General features: G+C 62.6%; 15 protein-coding genes and 1 pseudogene. 8 read left to right on the forward strand and 8 right to left on the reverse strand.

Going from position 1 to position 17,451, the window contains the following annotated elements:
* Window positions 1-56 precede the first annotated feature (56 nt).
* The gene (locus tag BM348_RS14810) at window positions 57-704 is read right to left on the reverse strand and encodes a bifunctional 4-hydroxy-2-oxoglutarate aldolase/2-dehydro-3-deoxy-phosphogluconate aldolase (RefSeq protein ID WP_092905907.1); all 648 of its coding nucleotides are present in this window, start codon (window positions 702-704) and stop codon (window positions 57-59) included.
* Between the two features lie 200 nt (window positions 705-904).
* Between BM348_RS14810 and BM348_RS14815 the strand changes: the two genes are divergently transcribed.
* The 7 genes from BM348_RS14815 to BM348_RS14845 all read left to right on the forward strand — a co-directional run bounded on the left by BM348_RS14815 (window position 905) and on the right by BM348_RS14845 (window position 8,406).
* Window positions 905-1,978 (forward strand): TrmB family transcriptional regulator, encoded by a 1,074-nt coding sequence (locus BM348_RS14815; protein ID WP_092905909.1) that lies wholly within the window; start codon window positions 905-907, stop codon window positions 1,976-1,978.
* A 316-nt stretch (window positions 1,979-2,294) separates the two neighbouring features.
* Window positions 2,295-3,767 (forward strand): extracellular solute-binding protein, encoded by a 1,473-nt coding sequence (locus BM348_RS14820; RefSeq protein ID WP_092905912.1) that lies wholly within the window; start codon window positions 2,295-2,297, stop codon window positions 3,765-3,767.
* Between the two features lie 2 nt (window positions 3,768-3,769).
* The gene (locus tag BM348_RS14825; protein WP_092905914.1) at window positions 3,770-4,786 is read left to right on the forward strand and encodes a carbohydrate ABC transporter permease; all 1,017 of its coding nucleotides are present in this window, start codon (window positions 3,770-3,772) and stop codon (window positions 4,784-4,786) included.
* 1 nt (window position 4,787) lies between these two features.
* A complete protein-coding gene (locus BM348_RS14830; protein ID WP_092905915.1) occupies window positions 4,788-5,789 on the forward strand; it encodes a carbohydrate ABC transporter permease in 1,002 nt (333 codons plus the stop codon).
* A gap of 24 nt (window positions 5,790-5,813) precedes the next feature.
* On the forward strand, window positions 5,814-7,010 hold the full coding sequence (locus tag BM348_RS14835; protein ID WP_092905918.1) for an ABC transporter ATP-binding protein: 1,197 nt from the start codon (window positions 5,814-5,816) through the stop codon (window positions 7,008-7,010).
* Window positions 7,003-7,206, forward strand: a complete 204-nt coding sequence (locus BM348_RS14840) for a hypothetical protein (RefSeq protein WP_092905920.1) — start codon at window positions 7,003-7,005, stop codon at window positions 7,204-7,206. Before BM348_RS14835 ends, BM348_RS14840 begins: the two co-directional genes overlap by 8 nt.
* Window positions 7,207-7,296: 90 nt before the next feature.
* Window positions 7,297-8,406 (forward strand): Gfo/Idh/MocA family protein, encoded by a 1,110-nt coding sequence (locus BM348_RS14845; RefSeq protein ID WP_092905923.1) that lies wholly within the window; start codon window positions 7,297-7,299, stop codon window positions 8,404-8,406.
* 151 nt (window positions 8,407-8,557) lie between these two features.
* Here the strand turns inward: BM348_RS14845 and BM348_RS14850 are convergent, their stop codons facing one another.
* Window positions 8,558-9,298, reverse strand: a complete 741-nt coding sequence (locus BM348_RS14850) for a ThuA domain-containing protein (RefSeq protein WP_092905925.1) — start codon at window positions 9,296-9,298, stop codon at window positions 8,558-8,560.
* A gap of 153 nt (window positions 9,299-9,451) precedes the next feature.
* Between BM348_RS14850 and BM348_RS14855 the strand changes: the two genes are divergently transcribed.
* On the forward strand, window positions 9,452-10,453 hold the full coding sequence (locus BM348_RS14855) for a Gfo/Idh/MocA family protein (protein WP_092905927.1): 1,002 nt from the start codon (window positions 9,452-9,454) through the stop codon (window positions 10,451-10,453).
* Window positions 10,454-11,137: 684 nt separating this feature from the next.
* Here the strand turns inward: BM348_RS14855 and BM348_RS14860 are convergent.
* From BM348_RS14860 to BM348_RS14890, 6 genes and pseudogenes are all read right to left on the reverse strand, one after another.
* Window positions 11,138-11,460: pseudogene (locus BM348_RS14860) on the reverse strand (MATE family efflux transporter); the annotation flags it as partial.
* 214 nt (window positions 11,461-11,674) lie between these two features.
* A complete protein-coding gene (locus BM348_RS14870) occupies window positions 11,675-12,031 on the reverse strand; it encodes a hypothetical protein (RefSeq protein ID WP_092905931.1) in 357 nt (118 codons plus the stop codon).
* Between the two features lie 466 nt (window positions 12,032-12,497).
* Window positions 12,498-12,926 (reverse strand): universal stress protein, encoded by a 429-nt coding sequence (locus tag BM348_RS14875; protein WP_092905932.1) that lies wholly within the window; start codon window positions 12,924-12,926, stop codon window positions 12,498-12,500.
* 223 nt (window positions 12,927-13,149) lie between these two features.
* Window positions 13,150-14,193 (reverse strand): zinc-dependent alcohol dehydrogenase, encoded by a 1,044-nt coding sequence (locus tag BM348_RS14880; protein ID WP_092905934.1) that lies wholly within the window; start codon window positions 14,191-14,193, stop codon window positions 13,150-13,152.
* A 90-nt stretch (window positions 14,194-14,283) separates the two neighbouring features.
* The gene (gfo6, locus tag BM348_RS14885) at window positions 14,284-15,363 is read right to left on the reverse strand and encodes a D-xylose 1-dehydrogenase Gfo6 (RefSeq protein WP_092905936.1); all 1,080 of its coding nucleotides are present in this window, start codon (window positions 15,361-15,363) and stop codon (window positions 14,284-14,286) included.
* A 743-nt stretch (window positions 15,364-16,106) separates the two neighbouring features.
* On the reverse strand, window positions 16,107-17,342 hold the full coding sequence (locus BM348_RS14890; protein WP_092905938.1) for a mandelate racemase/muconate lactonizing enzyme family protein: 1,236 nt from the start codon (window positions 17,340-17,342) through the stop codon (window positions 16,107-16,109).
* Window positions 17,343-17,451 lie beyond the last annotated feature (109 nt).

Consider the following 17,451-nt stretch of genomic DNA (forward strand, 5'->3'; position numbering starts at 1 on the left):
TGAGAGCGACGGTTCGAAAAGCGGGCAGCGAACGAGCGGAAAGCTGCGCCCGTCGATTACCGCGCGGCTTCGACGGCGTCGACGAACTCCGCGGCGGTCTCCTGGACTTGCTCCATATCACCGGCTTCGATCGCGTCGTAGTCGACGATGGCGCTGCCGGCCCCGACCGCAAGCGCGCCCGCGTCGAAGAACTCGGCGACGTTATCGGTCGAGACGCCGCCGGTCGGAACGATCGGGAGATTGCCGAGCGGCCCCTGCAGGGCGCTGATGTGACCCGGACCGACCGTGGTGGCCGGGAACATCTTCAGGATGTCCGCGCCCGCTTCGACGGCCGTGACGGCCTCGGTCGGCGTCATGACGCCCGGGACCGAGACGACGCCGTGGCGGTTGCAGGTCGTGATGACGTCGGGATTGACGTCCGGCGCGAGGACGAACTTCGCGCCGGCGTCGATCACTGACTGGGCCGTCGGCGCGTCGAGGACCGTCCCAGCGCCGACGACCGCGTCGGTGTCCGAGAGTTCCTCGTCGACCGCGGCGATCTTCTCGCGGGCGCGGTCGCCGTCCGCGGTGACCTCGATGCCGTTGACGCCGGCGTCGTGGATGGCTCGAGCGACCGGAACGATCTGGTCGGCGTCGATGCCACGAAGGACCGCGATCACACCGCTTTCGACCAGGCGATCCGTGACGGAGTCGTGATGTGCCATAGGAGGGCGTTTGCTCTGCCGCCGGTTAAAACCTACCGAGTCGATCGCCGATCGAACCGGAAGCGGTCTCGAGACGGCCGAAATTCGGTGAACGATCGTTATCAATTCGGCGCCGAATCGACGGTGACGACGGCAGTACGACCCGGGGCCGCGTTTCGACAAGTTCAGGTAGGGAAACCGAAATAGCGTACGTAGAGAGCATGAACGGAGACCAGTTAGCCGATACGCTCGAGGATGCGGGTCTGTCCCCGTATCAGGCGGACGCGTTCGTGACCCTGCTCGAACGCGGTTCGGCCTCGGCGACCGACATCGCGAAGGCGAGTTCGGTTCCCGACGCGCGCATCTACGACGTCTTGCGCGACCTCGAGGAGGACGGCTACATCGAAACGTACGAGCAGGACAGCCTCCACGCACGCGCCCACGACCCGAGCGACGTGCTCTCGGACCTTCGGTCGCGAGCGGACCAGTTCAACACCGCCGCGGACGAGATCGAGGAGCGGTGGAGTCGCCCGGCCCTAGAAGACCACAAGGTGAGCATCGTCAAACGTCTCGATACGGTGCTCGCGCGGACCGACGAACTGATCCGATCCGCCGAAGATCAGGTGAAAATCGCGGTAACGATCGGGCAGTTCGACGAACTCGCCGATGCGCTTGCGGCAGCCTACGAGCGGGGGGTCAACGTGAAAGTCTGTCTCTCCACGATGGACGAGGAGGCGTCGCTCCCGACGGACGAGGCGTTCGAAAGGACGTGTACGGAAGCCCGGTATCGCAAACTTCCCTCGCCGTTCGTCGCGCTGATCGACCGATCGTGGGCCTGTTTTTCCCCCCACGGGCGGAGTACGGATCAGTACAGCATTATCGTCAACGACCTCACCTACGCGTACGTCTTCCACTGGTACTTTCTCACGGGGCTCTGGGAGTTCCACGAAACTGTCTACTCCGAACGGCGCGACGGGGAGCCGATTACGTACGTCGACATGCGCCAGTGCGTTAGAGACATCGAGCCGCTGCTCGAGGACGGGGCCGCGATCGAGGCGACCGTCCACGGGTTCGAAACGGACACGGGCCGCGAGGTAACTCTCGAGGGAACGGTCACAGACGCGACGTACGCGGGGATCAACGCGGCGGACGAGCGGGAAACCACCATCTCACAGCTCGCGGGGAAAGTATCGATTACGCTCGAGACAGACGGGGGCACCTACACAGTCGGCGGCTGGTCGGCGCTGCTCGAGGACATCGAGGCGACTAGAATTACGATCGGTTCGCTCGAGTAACGCGTCTCGGTGAAAACTGGTTTGAAGGCTCGAGTAACGAGTCTCGATGGCAACGGGTTTGAAGCGGCAATTCGTGAGAGCGACAGGGCGGATTTCGGGGGTATCGTTTTTCGTCCCCGCATTCGAGACGGCGGCGCTTCGAGGACGAGGCGGTTCCTCTTCGAGAATTGGACGGTCCTTTTCGAGGACGAGACGGTCCCTAATCGACGAGACGACCCACCCTCGTAAGCGGCAGTTTTGACTATCTCACCCTCATTGACTACACCCGTTGTAACTAATCCAAAATTATAAATACACACAGTCGAGACATTCGTCTATGCCTGACAACGGCTCACAGGGAACGAGAACGGACGGCGCGGGCGTGTCGCGGCGAACAGTCCTCAACGCGGTGGGCACGGCAGGGGTGACCGGCGTCTCGGTCGGGCTCGCCGGCTGCATCTACGGCGGAAGCGGCGGCGCAGACGGCGTCGTCTGGGGGTTCGACCCGGACGCCGCCGAGGCCGTCGGCGACGAGATAGTCGACCTCTGTCACGAAAACGGGTTGAGCGAGGACATCGACGTCACGCTACAGCCGGGCGACAGCGACACGGGCGCCCGTCGAGATACGTACACGAACCTGTTACAGGCCCAGGAGACGGAGCCGGATCTCTTCCTGATGGACAACGGCTGGGTCAACACGTTCATCCAGCGCGACGACATCGCCAACCTCAGCGAAGAACTCGAGCAGTCCGAACTCGACCGGATCGACGAGGAGTACTTCGAGACATTCACCGAAACCGCCCGCGACCCGGAGAGCGGTGACCTGTACGGTGTACCGCTGTTTCCGGACTACGCGACGATGCAGTACCGCAAGGATTTCGCCAGGGAGGCGGGCTACGACGACGGCGATTTCGAGGAGTGGGCGACCGAGCCGATGACCTGGTCCGAGTGGGCCGATGTCACCGAAGACATCGTGGCAAACTCCGACGCCTCCTACGGGTTGGCCACGCAGTTCGACGTCTACGAGGGGACCGCCTGCTGTTCGTGGAACGAGGTCATGACTTCCTTTGGCGGCGCGTACTTCGGCGGCGAGGAGTACCTCTTCGGTCCGGTTGGCGACCGACCGATCACGGTCGACGAACCAGAGTTCATCGACGCGCTGCGCATGATGTACACCTTCGTCGCTACCGAGCGCGACGAGCACACGCTCGAGGAGTATCCGACCGGGCTCGCGACCCCGTCGATCACGTCGTGGATCGAAGAAGACGCGAGACAGGCGATCGCGAGTGGCGAGGCGGCCATGCAGCGAAACTGGCCGTACGCGATCGTCGACACGATCGAGAGCGACGAGAACGACGTCTCCGCCGAGGATTACGGCGCGATGCCGATTCCCTACGCTGTCTCCGAGGACGAGGCCGCCCAGCCGGGGGCGGGCGGGACGACGTCGGCACTCGGCGGCTGGCACGTCGTGCTCAACCCGTACTCCGAGCGGAAAGAAGACGCCCTCGAGGTCATGCGAATGACGATGGCAGACGACTTCAATCTGGGCCTGTTCGAGCTCTGGGGGTGGATCCCACCGAAACCCGGCCTGTTCGAAACGGAGCAAGCGACGGAGATCGAACCGATCGGCGACTACATGGAGACGCTCCGAGTCGCCGGTGAGAACGCGATGCCACGCCCCGCCACGACCGAGTGGACGAACCAGTCGGGCGTCATCGCCGAGGAAGTCAACCAGGCGGTCGCAGGCGAGAAGGCTCCGGAAGACGCCGCCGCCGATCTCCAGGAGAGTCTCGAGGAAACCGAATCCTAACGATGAGTACCGAAAACAAGTCGAGCGGCCCCGCTCGAGAATCGCGGCGATCAGGGCCGCTCGTGCGAACCGTGCGGTGGATGGAGAACCTCGGCGAAACGGGGTTCGCGTACTTCCTGTTGACGCCGGTGTTTCTCGTGCTCGGCGCGGTCGCCCTGTACCCGCTCTTGCGGACGTTCGAACTCTCCCTGTACGCGAACGTCCTCAGCGACGCCGAGTTCGTCGGCCTCGAGAACTACGCGGCGCTTCTCAGCGGCGAGGCCAGCGCGGAGTTGCCGGGGACCACGACGTTCCTTCCCGAAAACGTTCGGACGAGCGCCACGTTCCCGTTCGTCCACGTCGAGGGACTCCTTCGAAGCGCGCTCGTCGTGACACTGTTGTTTACCGTCGTGAGCGTTTTGTTCGAGACCATCATCGGCTTCGGACAGGCGCTGGTGCTGGACCAGGACTTCCGCGGTCGGCGCTGGGTCCGCGCGGCGATCATCATCCCGTGGGCGATTCCGATCGTTATCCAGGGCATGATCTTCTTTCTCATGTTCGATCCGACGGCCGGCTTTCTCACCGAATACCTCGGGCCGCTCGGGATCGTCGCACAGCAAAACACCTTGAACGATCCGACGAGTTCGCTACTGATCATCACGGTAGCCGACATCTGGAAGACGACGGCGTTCATGGCCCTGCTCATACTCGCCGGTCTCCAGAGCATCGACCGGAACCTCTACGAGGTCGCGAGGGTCGCCGGCGCGAGCCGCTGGCAGCAGTTCAAGCTGATCACGCTCCCGCTCGTGTTGCCCGCACTCGGGATCGCCGTCCTCTTTCGAACGATCAACGCGATGCGAGTCTACGGCCTCATCGACTCCGTGTCGGGCTGTTCGACGGTCCCGTCGCTCTCGTGTATGGTCGTCATGACGTTCAACACCAATCGAGGACTCGCGGCGGCCATCGCGTTCGTGACCGCGGCCGTCATCGGGCTGGTCGTCACCGTCGTCATCTACCAGCAGTACAAGGAGGGGATCTGAGATGGCGACGAGCGATACGTCGTCGACAGAGCAGACCGGCGGACCGCTCGAGCGCTGGGCCCAGAGCGTCCTCACGAACAAGGACAAACGCGACCGGCTGTACAAGCTGTTGTTCTACGTCGCAGCGGGCTTTTTCCTCGTGACGACGTTGTTCCCCTTTTACTGGCTCCTCGTCCTCGCGCTGACGCCCAACAGCCGGATCATCGCCGGCGACTGGGGCGTTTCGGTCCCGTTCGTCGGGACGGAGGTGCCGCTGCCGCACCCGCAGGGGTACAACGTCGGCGCGTTCGTCGAGGTGTTCCAGCAGGTGCCGTTCCATCTCTACGTGTTCAACAGCTTCGTGCTCGCGACGGTGACGACGATCATCGTCCTGCTCATCGCGAGTCTCGCGGGCTACGTCTTCGGTCGCCTCGAGTTCCCCGGGCGGGGGCCGCTGATGCTCGCCGTGCTCGTGGTCTCGTACTTCCCACCGGCGGCGTTTCTGGTGCCGCTTTTCGACGCGTTCCTCGGGAACGCGATCACGATTCCGTTCCTCGGGATCGAACTCTTCTCGCCGCCGCGGCTGGTGAACACGCCGGGATCGATGGTACTCCCATTTAGCGCGCTGTTCATGCCGCTCGCGATTTTCATCCTCACGACGTTCTACTCACAGATCCCCGACGGACTCGAGGACGCCGCACGAGTCGAAGGGACCACTCGACTGGGTGCACTGTTTCGGGTGATCATGCCACTCTCGGCCCCCGGAATCGCGACCGCGGCAGTGTTGACGTTCATCTCGGTCTACAACGAGTACTTCTTCAGTTCGATCATGTCGCTGCAGAACGAGCCCCAGCAGTGGTCGCCGCTTGTCGGGGGGATCCTGAGCTATCAGGATCAGTATACGACGGACTTCAACCTGATGGCGGCCGCGAGCATCATCGGCGTCATCCCCGTCGTCGTCATCGTCATCCTCGCACAGGAGCGAATCGTCAGCGGCCTCACCGCAGGGGCGCTCAAAGAGTAATCGAATCATGGTACGATAGCACATATGGCACGAGTCACACTACAGGACATCACGAAACGCTACGAGGACGTCGTCGCCGTCGACGAGATGAACCTCGAGATCGAAGACGGGGAGTTCGTCTGTCTCGTCGGCCCCTCCGGCTGTGGCAAGTCGACGACGATGGAATCGATCGCCGGGTTGACCACGCCGACCGACGGCACGATTCGGATCGGCGACACGGACGTCACGTCGCTCCCGCCGAAAGACCGCGGGGTCGCGATGGTCTTCCAGAACATCGCGCTGTTTCCCCACATGGACGTCTACGACAACATCTCGTTCGGGCTTCGTCTCCGTGACTACGAGACCGAAGAGATCGACGAGCGAGTCGAGCGGGCGACCGACATCGTCCAGCTCGAGGGTATGCTCGATCGGATGCCCGAGGAGATGTCGGGCGGCCAGCGCCAGCGCGTCGCCATCGCCCGGGCGATCGTTCGGGACCCGGCCGTCTTCCTCATGGACGAACCGCTCGCGAACTTGGACGCGAAGCTGCGCGTCCACATGCGAACCGAACTCCAGCGCTTACACCAGGAACTCGATACGACGATCGTCTACGTCACCCACGATCAGGCCGAGGCGATGACGATGTCGGATCGGATCGCCGTCATCAACGGCGGCAGACTCCAGCAGATCGACCCGCCGCTGGTCTGTTACAACGAGCCCGCGAACCTGTTCGTCGCCGGCTTCATCGGCTCGCCGTCGATGAACTTCCTCGAGGGGCGACTCACCGGGACGGGACTCGAGACCGACCACTTCGACCTCCGGCTCGATCCGGATCGGCTCCCCGGCGTGACAGACGGCGACGGCGTCACGGTGGGTATCAGGCCCGAAGACGTCTCGCTCGAGCGTGCCGAGCGGTCGCCTGAGACGCAATCGGCACCAATCGACGCGACGACGGACGTTCTCGAACCGATGGGCGACGAGATATTCGTCTACCTCGACCTCGACCGGACAGACGCAGAATCGAACGACGGCGGCATGGGCGGGTCGTCGAACCAGCTCCTGGTGAGCGTCGAACCGGACCTCGAGATAGACGCGAACGAAGCCGTGACCGTCACGCTCGATCGCTCGAAGGTGCACCTGTTCGACAGCGACTCAGGCGAGGCTCTCACGCACGGCATCGAAACGCTGCCGAGAGAGCGGAGCGAAAAACGCCAACAGCCAGCGGGTGAGGCCGATGAGTAGTCTGATCCCGATATTCTACTACGGGGGATTGCTCGTCCTGTTTTTCTTCTGGATCTACGGGATCGTCTCGTTCGCACGAGACGTGAAACGGCGAGTGATCCCGGGGATCGAACAGTATCGCCGCGGGCGACGACGGCTCGCCGAGGCGGACGAACAGGACCGAGAGCGCGAAGAAAACGAACGACAGCTCTACTGAGATCATGGACCGAAAAACAGGCCACGGAGTGACGAACCGAAGATCGAACCAGCAGCGAAGCCAGACGAAATCACCGCGATCTACCGACGAATGAACACACACTTCACACAGATACGAACCGGTATAGTCGGACTCGGAAACATCGGCGAGCATCACGCCCAGCGCCTCGAGGAACTCGACGTGTCGCTGGTCGGCGGCATGGACGTCGCCGCCCCCGCACGCGAGGAGTTCGCGAACCGACACGACGCGGCCGTCTACGAGGATCACCAGCGGCTCTACGACGACTGTGACGCGGTCATCATCACCACGCCGAACAAGTTCCACGAGGAGTACGCCGTCGACGCGCTCGAGGCGGGGCTGCACGTCCTCCTCGAGAAGCCCCTGGCACACAGCCTCGAGAGCGCAGAGCGGATCGCGGCCGCCGCGGCTGACGCCGACGGCAACTGCACGATTGGGTTCAACAATCGGTTTTTGAACGCCGTCGAGGTCATCGAGAGTCGACTGGACGAGGGAGAACTGGGTGAGATTACGCACGTCGAAGCCAACTACGTCCGGCGCCGCGGGATCCCCGGCCGCGGGTCCTGGTTCACCAACGAGGCGGTCTCCGGCGGGGGATCGCTCATCGATCTAGGCGTCCACGCGATCGACCTCGCGCTCTACCTGCTGGGCTATCCGCGGGTCGACGCGGTTTCCGGCGTGACCAGGTCCGAGTTCGGCGGACGATCCGACTACGCCTACCTACAGATGTGGGGCGACGACGTCGGTCCGGACGGGTTCGACGTCGACGATTCGACGAGCGCGTTCATCCGGTGTGCGGGGAATCGGACGATCAGTCTCGAAACCGCCTGGGCGACCAACCGACCGCCGACCCACGAGTTCGTCGTCCGCGGGACCGAAGCCGCCGCGTGTTTCGACCTGCTGGAAAACGACCTCTCGTTCTACTCCGTCCGATCCGACGGGGTCGACCAGTTCGAGGATACGGCGATTCAGACGCCCGAAAACGACACGCACGCGGACGAGCAGGAGGCGTTCTTCGACGCCATCGCGGCGGGGGAACCGGTCGAAGACAACGTTGAGCAGGCCCTGACCGTCCAGCGGGTCATCGACGCCATCTACCGCTCGAGCGAGAGCGGGTTACCGGTGACGCTGACCGAACCCGAGACGGCGACTCGAGCGGAGCCGCCGTCCCAACGACGGTAATGCTGTAACTAACGATCCAAGAAAATTTGAGCGGGCCGCCGGAGATCGGAACGGTCGGCTTACACAGCTGTGGCTGTAACATTTTATGACGAGATTTAATCACTATCGGTGCTACCTTCCGGGGCAAAGATGGCCAACAGGGGAGCGGGCGTTAGTGGACCGAGCGGTCGTCAGACGTATCGATCGACTCGATCGGATCGGCGTTGCCGAACGCCGGCACCGAATCACTACCGCTATCGAGCCAGGCGACTGCGTTGCGGAGCACTCGCCTGATCTCGGGCTGGTGGTAAACGGGATAGGTCTCGTGTCCCGGCCGGAAGTAGAAGATCCGTCCCGACCCGCGCGTGTAGCAACAGCCAGAGCGGAACACCTCACCGCCCTCGAACCAGGAGTTGAACACCAGCGTGTCCGGTTGGGGGATATCGAACCGCTCGCCGTACATCTCCGCCTCGGGAACCTCGACGTACTCGTCGATGCCGTCTGCGATCGGATGGCTCGGTTCGACGACCCAGAGGCGTTCGGTCTCCGCGGCCTCGCGCCACTTCAACGAACAGGTCGTTCCCATGAGCCGCTTGAAAATCTTCGAGTAGTGGCCCGAGTGTAAGACGAGCAGTCCCATCCCATCGAGCACGCGGTCGTGGACGCGGTCGACGACCTCGTCATCGACCTCGTCGTGAGCGGCGTGACCCCACCACGTGAGCACGTCCGTCTCCTCGAGGACGGTCTCCGTGAGTCCGTGGTCCGGTTCGTCGAGCGTCGCGGTCTCGACTTCGAAGTCGTCCGCGAGCGCGTCGGCGATTACCTCGTGGATCCCGTTGGGATAGACGTCCGCGACGGCGTCGCTCTCTCGCTCGTGACGGAACTCGTTCCAGACGGTAACGCGGGTAGCCATTACGGGAATTTCGGCAACGACGGGCAAATACGTTAGGCTTTCTCTCGTGTGAGACGGCGGCCGCGCCAGATTCACGCTGACGGAAGACACGGCGCGGTCGCACCTACCGAAAGCCCCGGAATCGTTTTTCAGGCTGGATCGCGACTACTGCGTATGGCAGACCCACTCCAAACTGGAATCATCGGCACCGGCGGCTGGGGAACCCACATCGCAGAACAGTTCCACGAACACTCGGACGCCGAGGTCGTTGCGCTCGCGGACGTCTCGTCGGAGAGTCGAACCCGGGCGGGAGAGACGCTCGAGGTATCCCCGTCACACCAGTACGAGAACCACCGGTCGATGCTCGAGCGCGAGGGGCTCGATGCCGTCCAGATCAGTTCACCCCACGAGTTCCACCACGAGCAGACGATAGCGGCGCTCGAGGAGGGCGTCCACGTCTTCTGTGAAAAACCGCTCACGCCGGGGCTCGAGCGAGCGTGCGATCTGGCGCGGAGAGTCGAGGAAAGCGATCGGGTACTGATGGTCGGCTACCAGCGCCACGTCAATCCGGCCTACGTCGCGATCCGAGAGACGATCGCAGCGGGCGATCTCGAACCGAAACTCGTGACCGCGGAGTTAACCCAGGACTGGGTCGAAACCGTCGCCGACAGCTGGCGGATGGACCCCGATCTCAGCGGCGGCGGCCAGCTCTACGATAGCGGGAGCCACCTGCTCGATGCCGTCATCTGGCTGCTCGACGACGTTCCGACGCGGGTGAGCGCGGAGATGGCGTTCCACGACGAACCGCCGGTGGACGTGCAGGCGGCGCTGTCGGTTCGATTCGAGCGCGGAACCGTCGCGAACATCACCGTCTCCGGCGACTCGCCCGACGTTACGGAACGGATCGCCGTCCGCGGCGACGGCGGCCGCTGTCTGCTCGAGGGGAGCGGCTGGACAGACCGGAACGTGACGATAACCGACTCGAGCGGCGACGTTCGACGGTCGGTCGCGGCGGGACTTTCGTCCTACGACAAGGTGGACGCCTTCGTCGAGTCAGTTAGAATAGGAACGGAACCGCCCGCAACGGCGACGGACGCACTTCGTGCGACAGCGCTCACGGAGGCGGCCTACGATTCGGCACGACGGGGCGAGCGCGTCTCCGTCGAACCGAACTGAGCCGTGGACGAATCAAAAATGGAATCCCGTTATAATAGGAGTCCCGTTACACACGACATCACGAACGGGCCTCATCCACGGCATTCTACAGTCGATTTCTTATTGGAGTGCCACGGGCCGATAACCGGCCTCAATCGACAAACCAACGAGTTTCAACCGATACACCTCTCGACTATTCGAGCCAGCCAGATCGACGATACGCGGCCAGAAGAAGGGGCTCAGTACTCGATCCTCTCGAAGGCCCGTGTGTCGATTCTCGTGTCGATCGAGAGCGGATTTGCGGTATCGCGATGTCGACAAATGGTTGTGTTCGTGTCCGCTCGAGTTCGGCGAAAATTTGACGTAATACTCGGGAAAAGACTTCTGTGGTATACAGCGGGCATCGGAGCCAGCGACACCGGCGTCGGAATCCCTAAATACCGAAGCCAGAGAGTCTGTGTATGGGACGGACGAGCTACCTGTCGTGTACGCTCGAGCCGTCAGTCGGCGCCGAGCCGCGGGACGAAACCGCACTGTTTACAGCACGACGGCTTGGTACCGACCGCAACAGGTTCAGCACACTGGGGGCAGACGAATTCCATGGACGGTCTATCAATCGACAAAACCTAAAATGTTACTACGACATTTGTCGAAGTCGGTCGGCGCGAATCGCTCGGAGTAGTTGATCCTCCTCGAGCGAACCCCTCAATCGTCGGCGATGCTCGCCTCCGGTCGAAACGCCTCGCTGATGGACTTCCACTTGTTCGTTCGGAATCGCCACTAGTTGATCACCGCGGGAACGATCTTTTCGGCCACGAACGAGAGATACAGTCCCCAGTAGCCCAGGCTCGTCGTCGCGCCGAGGGGCCCGCGGCAGCGGCCGTCACGCCCTGAAAGAGGACGGCGACGCAGGCGGCGTAGACGAGGTTGGTTGCGATGGGGACGGCGGCACTCGTCGGATCGTCGGCGAACAGAGTAACGATCTGATCGGCGAACAGGGCGATCACGACGGCAGAGACCGCGTACGTGGTTCCCACCGGGCCACCTGAAGACGGGCAAGTCAGCCTCGCGCAGGAAGTCGATCACCTCCGGGTCCGCTGTTCCGACGTGATCGGTCGGAGACAATCGGACCGTATCGATCACGAGATTCGCCGTCGATTCCGTCCGCAGACTGACGGCGAAGAGCGACTTAGCCGACGCCTCGAAATCGTCGGGTAACTCGAGTTCGAAGTCGGCGCTGTCCTACGATTTATCTACGGACACCGTGGTGTCGGCGAAGGTGGTCTCGAGACGGCCCGACGAGTCGACCTCGTGTATCGAGATCGCGGCCGTCGTCGGCGTCACAGCGCGTTGCCGTGAGCGATCCCTCGAACCGACGCGTCCGGTGAGTTGGCAGCGAACACCACTGCGCGATGCTGGCGGGGGCCTCGTCCGATCGTCGATCGACTCGATCGGATCGCCGGTATCGCTCGGCGCTATCTCGAGGCGCTGTGCGCGATCGCCGGCGATTCCGACGTCGGGGCTCGTGGTGACCTCGACGCCGTCGTCACCGACCGGGAACCACCAGAGCGCAGTCGCGCGGTGGTAGGCTTCGACCATTCGATCGCCGTCGAGATAGTCCCGCTCGGACGCGTACGCACGGATTCAGTCGGACTTCGTGTCGGGATTGTGGACGGCCGGTCGCCGTCGACGGCCGGGTCTCCAACTTGAAATTTCCAGTCGACGGAGGTCGGGTTGTGCAGAATCTGGGCCGAAAACGCGTTCTTCGCGTTTCGCCTCGAGTAGAGGTATTCGCCGAACTTCCCGAACAATTTCGGATCGATCGGGTCCGCATCGTTCCCACCGGGGTCGACGAGAACCGTCGCGTCGGCGAGCGCCGAGTCGTCTATGGGGTGGTGTGTTAGCAAGTCGTCAGACGCCATACCCACCATTTTTCGTCGCCAGTGTAAATTCATCTCCCCGGGTCGAGTGTCGAATCGTGCATCGAGCGTCGAATCACCTATAGAGGGGGAATCTTCGACGGTGGCGAATCGGACACAGGCGATTTCGAACGCGAACCACACTCTCAGGGCTCGACCATCACGGTGACGACCGGACGATCGGCATCGAGCAAGACGGACTGGGTGACGCTCCCGAACAGCGCTTTCCCGACTGGCGATCGCGGTCTGCCGCCGATAACGATGTATCTGGCATCGACGGCCGCTGCTCGATCGAGGATCTCTTCTGCGGGATCTCCCACGCGCCCGACCGGTTCGTACTCGTCGATCGCATCCGCCGCGACGTCGGCGACGACTTCCTCGGCGAGTTCCTGCGCTCTGTCGTCCGAAAGCGTGTCTCGCTCGTTTAGATATTGATTGACGAGATACGCGTGGTCGTCCGCCTCGTAGACGAGGAGCACCTCGAGCGGTTCGCCGAACCGTTCGGCGAGCGTCTGGGCTTCCGAGAGGACGCTACTCGAGCCGTTTTCCCCGTCGATGGCTGCCACGATAGTCATGGAACCCGCTATCACGTCGGTGGGTAAATAGGTTCGCGGGCGATTCACCGCGTGCAATCGACAGCCGCCAGAGCTGAAACTGTATACGGAATCGGTTCTGTACCGTGAGAGCCGCCTCAAGGTCAACGGGGCTACAATCGTAACAAACGGAGTCCACGGAAAATCGAACACGAAGGCGGTCAACGTCGGTTTCAACTGCTTTTGTCCTGGGAGAGTCGGCGACTCACGCTCTGAGCGCGCTCACGTCGAAGACCGGTTTGCAGGTCTCGCCCGCGACGAACGACTCGAAGGCCTCGTCGGCCTCGAGCAGTGAATACCGGTCGTCGAGGAACGTCTCGAGGTCGACGTCGCCGGATTCGATGAGTCGCAGCGAGCGCTCGAAATCCTCCCAGGTCGAGGCGTACGAACACTGCAGATCGATCTCGGAACGAACCAGCGGCGAGTACGCCATCGTGGTCTCGCCGGTCTGGCCGATCATGACGATCTGGCCGCCCTTGCGGACTTCCTCGACCGCCATCGGCAGACCGGAAGGGTGGCCCGTCGTATCGAAGACGACGTCGTAGCCCGCGCCGTCGGTCAACTCCTCGCGAACGCCAGCGAGATCGTCGGCTTCGACGTTGAGCGTCGGGAAGCCGAGTTCCTCGGCGAGTGGAAGGCGATAACTCGTGTCGCTGCCGACGCCGGCGACGACGACGTCCCCGCCCTGCGAGTCTGCGATCTGTGCCGTCAGCAGGCCGATCGGACCGGGGCCGGCAACGAGCACGCGATCGCCCGCGCCGACGCGAGAGTTCTGGATGACCGCTCTGGCGCCGATGCTCGTCGGTTCGACCAGCGCGGCGTGTTTCGGGTCGACGCCGTCCTGAACGTGCTGTAGCGCCGTCTCCGGAACCGCGATGTAGCCGGCGTAGGCTCCGTCGTGATCGACGCCGGTGATGACCGCGTTCTGACAGACGTTCTCCTCGCCCATCTTGCACTGGTAACACTCGCCACAGCCTCGGATCGGGCGTTCGACGACCCGATCGCCCACCTGGAATTCGGTGACGCCGTCGGCGGTTTCGACGACGGTTCCGGTGTACTCGTGACCGATGATCGTCGGCAGTTCCATCCGTTCGAACGCAGACTCGAACTCGTAGATCCCCGCGTCGCTGCCACAGAGACCCGCGTAATCGACTTCGATCAGCGCCTCGCCTGGCCCCGGATCGGGACGCTCCCGTTCGACGAGTTCCATGTGGCCGTGCTCTCGGCTCGTTTTCGCAAGTCCACGCATGCAGTTGAATGCCGGGCGAGAGGATATAATTCTATTGGACTCGAGACCGGACGCCGAGTCTCACCGCGCCAGAAGCGGGTCGGAACGGCGTTACTCGATCTCGACTCGTTCGTCGCGTTCGGCCGCCCGATGGACGGCCCGAATCGTCCGCATGTCCGCGAGTCCGTGTCGACCGTCCGGGAGGATCGGCGCGTCGCCGAGGACGCGGTCGGCGAAGTAATCGAACTCCTCGCGCATCTCCTCGACGGCGCCGTAGTCGACGTCCTCGATCTCGGCGCGGAGGCTGCCCGACGAGAGGTGAAGCGTCGCCTCGCCGTGGAAGGCCGGTGCGAGTTCGATCGATCCCTCGGTACCGATGATCTTGAGCTGCGTATCCGTCTGTGCGTGCTGGCTCGTCGTACAGACCAGCGGCAGATCGCCCTCGAGCGTGAGCGTGAACGTCGCGTTCTGGTCGGGGACGTCGTCGAAAGCGTCCGCAGACGAGGACATCCGGGCGGTGACGTCGATCGGATCGCGCTCGAGCAGGAATCGGGCCGTGTTGATCGGGTAAATTCCCAGATCCATCACCGACGTTCCGTAGCCGGTGACGTCGGAATCGAGCCGCCACTGGTCCGGATCGGGGTTCATCTCGAGGATCGGCTGGGTGTTGTTCCCGTAGACGTGGGTCGGCTCCCCGATGAAGCCGTCGTCGATGAGTTCCTTCGCTCTGCGGACGGCCGGCTCGGTGTGCATCCGGTAGGCCGTCATCAGCGGAATGTCGGCCGCTTCGGCCGCCTCGACGAGTCGCTCGGCTCGTTCGACGGTGGCCTCGAGGGGTTTCTCACAGAGGACGGCCTTCCCGAGTTCGGCGGCGGTCTCGACGTACTCGAGGTGGAACGCGTTGGGGGTCCCGACGTAGACCGCGTCGTAGGCGTCAACGCCGGCCCCGTCGTGGAAGTCGTCGTAGGTGAGCCCCCGTTCGATATCGTGTTCGTCGGCCAGACGGTCTGCTTTCTCCTGTGTCGAACTGACGAGGACGGTCGTTTCGCAGTGGGACGTCTGCTCGATGGCGGGGAGAACGACATCGACCGTCCACCAGCCGAGTCCGACGAGCGCAAATCGAAGGGTGCCGTCGACCCCGGTCTCCCAGTCGCGTTCTTCGAACCGGCCAAGCACGGTATTGGTTTCCATGGGGGAGCCGTTTCGACCGAGGCAAATAAAATCGTTCGGTGTGCTCGAGACGAGTCGAGGCCGAACGGTCCGCGATTGACGTGATCGCTAGTTGGGACGGCGGCAACCGGAATACTCGAAGGAACATTCTCAGTAACGGAGGTACTGTTCTTTTTCTCAAAATTCTACTGTCGAAAAGGAGAACGAAGATAGCGTTTCGAAAAACTTCCGAGGCACTGAAAATCGTAATCGTCCGATAAAAGCAGCCATTATTTACAATCATACATTCGTAATAATTTGGCTATTACTACCGACAGCCGGTCGTAATACGATTCCACAAACCAACAGTAACTCGTTGTATAGTCCCTTTATTCGTCGATTAAGCAGTTCGAGATGACCGAAGGGGTGTCAGATAGTCAACGGCTAACGCACTAAATTCTGTATATAATTGTAGGTGTTCTGTAATAGAGAATACCGTATTCTAAACCGGAGAGGAAAATCCAGTGGAAACACGAGTGACGAGCGAAATAAGAGTGCGGTTTCGAGAACAACCACTGGGCACGCAAGTCGCGGTGAAGTGGAGCCGATGGACACTCGTGGCTATCGCTCGAGTGAACGATCACCGGTGATGACAGCGGGCCACCGCGTACTCGAGTACCCCGTGCGTGCGTGAGTCTCGCCGCGACGAACTCGAGAACGTTCGATCGAAAATCAGTGTCCGGCGGCCGGTAATCGGCGATCAGCGAACGGCGAACGGATGGGGGTTACGCCTCGTCGAAGAGGGTCTCGCCCTCGACCATGTGTTCTTCGACCGCGTCGAGATCCAGCGTCAGTCCGAGGCCGGGTTTCTCGGGCACTTCCATGCGGCCGTCCTCGATCAGTCCGTCCTCCTCGACTAAGTCTTCCCACCAGCCCAGCTGGTAGGAGTGATACTCGAGCGCGAGGGAGTTCGGAATCGCCGCGGCGACCTGCGCGGACGCCATCGTGCCGATCGGCGAAGAGACGTTGTGCATCGCCACCGGGACGTAGTACAGGTCCGCGAGGTCGGCTATCTTTCTGGTCTCGCGCATGCCGCCCACGCGCGGGAGGTCCGGCGCGATGATATCGAGCGACTGGTTTTCGATAAGTCGGCGCTGTCCGTGGGTCCGGTAGACGTTCTCGCCGACGGTGATCGGCGTCGTCGTCGACTGGGTGACCTCCTGCTGGACGTCGTGGTTCTCCGGCGGGACCGGATCCTCGAGCCACCAGACGTCGTAGGCCTCGAGTTCGCGCGCGAGCCGCTTCGCCGATCCGGCGGTGAACGACCAGTGACAGTCGAAGGCGACGTCGGCCCGATCGCCGACGCGTTCGGTGACCTCGCGGACGATCTCGACTTTGTGGTCGATCTCGGGGCCGCGCAGGTGGCGGTTCGCCCGGTCCTTCTCGTGGCCCGAGGGAACGTCAAGGTCGAACTTGATCGCGTCGTAGCCGAGTTCTTCGACGACGCGTTCGCCCTCGTCCGCACAGGCGATGGGATTCGCCTCGTCTTCGGTGTGTAAGTCACAGTAGACCCGCACCTCGTCGCGGTACTTGCCGCCGACGAGTTGGTAGGCGGGCAACTCGAGGATCTTGCCGGCTACGTCGTGCAGCGCGATTTCGATGCCCGAGATCGCCGAGATGACCTTGCCCGAAATCGAGCCCTCGCCGGACATCTTCTGGATGAGATGTTCGTACAGTCGGTCGATGTCGAGCGGGTTCTCGCCGATCAGGAACGGGGCCATCCGTTCGATGATCGCATCGTCGCCGCCGCCCCAGTACGATTCGCCCGTGCCCACGAGACCCGCGTCGGTGTAGACGCGGACGAGAATCCAGGGGTAGTTCCCGTCAACCATCGTCGTCTGCACGTCGGTTATCTCGACATCACGCGGGCCTCTGTCGGCCGAAAGGTCCATCGTCTCGGCGGACAGGTCGCGCATCGTATACTCTGCGTTCGGATCGCGTAACGTCCGGTAGTTCGGCATACGTTACCCGTTTGCCTCTCATGGTATATCACGTTTGGCATGTCGGTTACGGGACGACGAGCGGGAAGTGATAGAACAGCTACAATAGATTGTAACCCCTGCGTGAAAA

This window comes from Halostagnicola kamekurae, from assembly GCF_900116205.1.
GTDB classification, from domain to species: domain Archaea; phylum Halobacteriota; class Halobacteria; order Halobacteriales; family Natrialbaceae; genus Halostagnicola; species Halostagnicola kamekurae.

Bases quoted from the DNA above. Each gene is read 5' to 3' on its own strand.
- BM348_RS14820 (WP_092905912.1), top strand. From the start codon at position 2,295: ATGCCTGACAACGGCTCACAGGGAACGAGAACGGACGGCGCGGGCGTG.
- BM348_RS14870 (WP_092905931.1), bottom strand. From the start codon at position 12,031: ATGGTCGAAGCCTACCACCGCGCGACTGCGCTCTGGTGGTTCCCGGTC.
- BM348_RS14845 (WP_092905923.1), top strand. From the start codon at position 7,297: ATGAACACACACTTCACACAGATACGAACCGGTATAGTCGGACTCGGA.
- gfo6 (WP_092905936.1), bottom strand. From the start codon at position 15,363: ATGGAAACCAATACCGTGCTTGGCCGGTTCGAAGAACGCGACTGGGAG.
- BM348_RS14875 (WP_092905932.1), bottom strand. From the start codon at position 12,926: ATGACTATCGTGGCAGCCATCGACGGGGAAAACGGCTCGAGTAGCGTC.
- BM348_RS14830 (WP_092905915.1), top strand. From the start codon at position 4,788: ATGGCGACGAGCGATACGTCGTCGACAGAGCAGACCGGCGGACCGCTC.
- BM348_RS14855 (WP_092905927.1), top strand. From the start codon at position 9,452: ATGGCAGACCCACTCCAAACTGGAATCATCGGCACCGGCGGCTGGGGA.
- BM348_RS14890 (WP_092905938.1), bottom strand. From the start codon at position 17,342: ATGCCGAACTACCGGACGTTACGCGATCCGAACGCAGAGTATACGATG.
- BM348_RS14850 (WP_092905925.1), bottom strand. From the start codon at position 9,298: ATGGCTACCCGCGTTACCGTCTGGAACGAGTTCCGTCACGAGCGAGAG.
- BM348_RS14840 (WP_092905920.1), top strand. From the start codon at position 7,003: ATGAGTAGTCTGATCCCGATATTCTACTACGGGGGATTGCTCGTCCTG.
- BM348_RS14810 (WP_092905907.1), bottom strand. From the start codon at position 704: ATGGCACATCACGACTCCGTCACGGATCGCCTGGTCGAAAGCGGTGTG.
- BM348_RS14815 (WP_092905909.1), top strand. From the start codon at position 905: ATGAACGGAGACCAGTTAGCCGATACGCTCGAGGATGCGGGTCTGTCC.
- BM348_RS14835 (WP_092905918.1), top strand. From the start codon at position 5,814: ATGGCACGAGTCACACTACAGGACATCACGAAACGCTACGAGGACGTC.
- BM348_RS14880 (WP_092905934.1), bottom strand. From the start codon at position 14,193: ATGCGTGGACTTGCGAAAACGAGCCGAGAGCACGGCCACATGGAACTC.
- BM348_RS14825 (WP_092905914.1), top strand. From the start codon at position 3,770: ATGAGTACCGAAAACAAGTCGAGCGGCCCCGCTCGAGAATCGCGGCGA.